Source organism: Pseudomonas sp., from assembly GCF_037994325.1.
Classification (GTDB): domain Bacteria; phylum Pseudomonadota; class Gammaproteobacteria; order Pseudomonadales; family Pseudomonadaceae; genus Aquipseudomonas.
On sequence record NZ_JBBNAH010000359.1, the window covers coordinates 1 to 1,237 of the forward strand.

Annotated in this window: 1 protein-coding gene; it reads right to left on the reverse strand. The window is 60.9% G+C overall.

Annotated elements, in window-relative coordinates; all coding sequences use genetic code 11:
* A partial coding sequence (gene tssI / locus AAAB16_RS12285; protein ID WP_340663571.1) for a type VI secretion system tip protein TssI/VgrG occupies positions 1-1,237 on the reverse strand: 1,237 nt, incomplete at both ends.

The window sequence follows — 1,237 nt, forward strand, 5'->3', positions numbered from 1 at the left end:
GGTGATGGTTTCGTCGGCGCCGACCTTTTCCGTGCGGTTTACGCCAATGGTGATGGTTTCGTTATTGCCGACCTTTTCGGTACGGTCCACGCCAATGGTGATGGTCTCGTTGTTGTCCACGGTTTCGGTGCGGTCGTGTTTAACGTGCACGGTTTCGTCGTGGTCGATGGTCTTGGTGCGGTCGTGGCCAACCCAGTGGGTTTCGTCGTTTTCGACTTCGATGTCTTGGTTTTTTTCCGCGTGGATAAACAGCTGCTCGCTGCCCTTTTTATCTTCCATGCGAATTTCGTTGAAGTTGGCCGGCGAGCCGCCTTTGCTCGAGCGGCTTTTGGTGCCGCTCTGGGTGGCGTTGGCGGGCAATTCATAGGGCACGGTTTGTTCGGCGTTATACACGCGGCCGGTGATGATCGGGCGGTCGGGGTCGCCTTCGAGAAAGCCGACGATCACTTCCTGGCCAATGCGCGGAATCTGGATCGAGCCCCAGTTTTTCCCGGCCCAGGACTGCGACACGCGCATCCAGCACGAGCTGTTTTCGTTGGATTGGTCGTGGCGGTCCCAGTAGAAGTGCACTTTTACCCGGCCGTATTGGTCGGTCCAGATTTCCTCGCCTTTGGGCCCGACCACCATGGCCGTTTGTGGGCCTTGCACGATGGGCCGCACGGTAATGGGTTGCGGGCGAAACGCCTGGCTGGCGTCCATGCAGTCGAGGTGGCTGACAAACTGCTGTTCAACATCCTCAAAGCCGGTTTCGTAGTGCTCTTGCACCACGGTGTAACGGGCGCCGACCACCAGGTATTCGCGGTTCTGATCGGCGCGCGGGTAGCGGGTCATGCTGAACAGGTGGCCCGAGCCGATGCCCCTTGCGGTGCCGCGCAGTTGCACGCGCTCGTACTGGGTTTGAATGGCTTCGATGCGGGTGCGGGCGTAGTGCTCACCGTCGCCGCTTTGCACGTATTCGCCGGGGTAGTCATACAGCTTGTAGTCGCTGGCGGTGTGCGGGCGGCTGATGGCCGAGCGCACTTCCAGGCGCGCGCTGGGGCGTTGGAAGTCGTAGTCGTTGAGCGCTAACGAGCCTGGCTGCACTTCGTGGCTGAGGTGCCAGTCGTCGATATGGTCGAGCTCACGCTGTTCGGCGGTTGGCGGGTAAAACGGCACGCTCTCGTAACCGGCGGCTTTGCTGTGGGCGCCATAGGCGTCGGCGAGCACCAGCACATGGCGGCCTTTTTCGTGGCGGAAG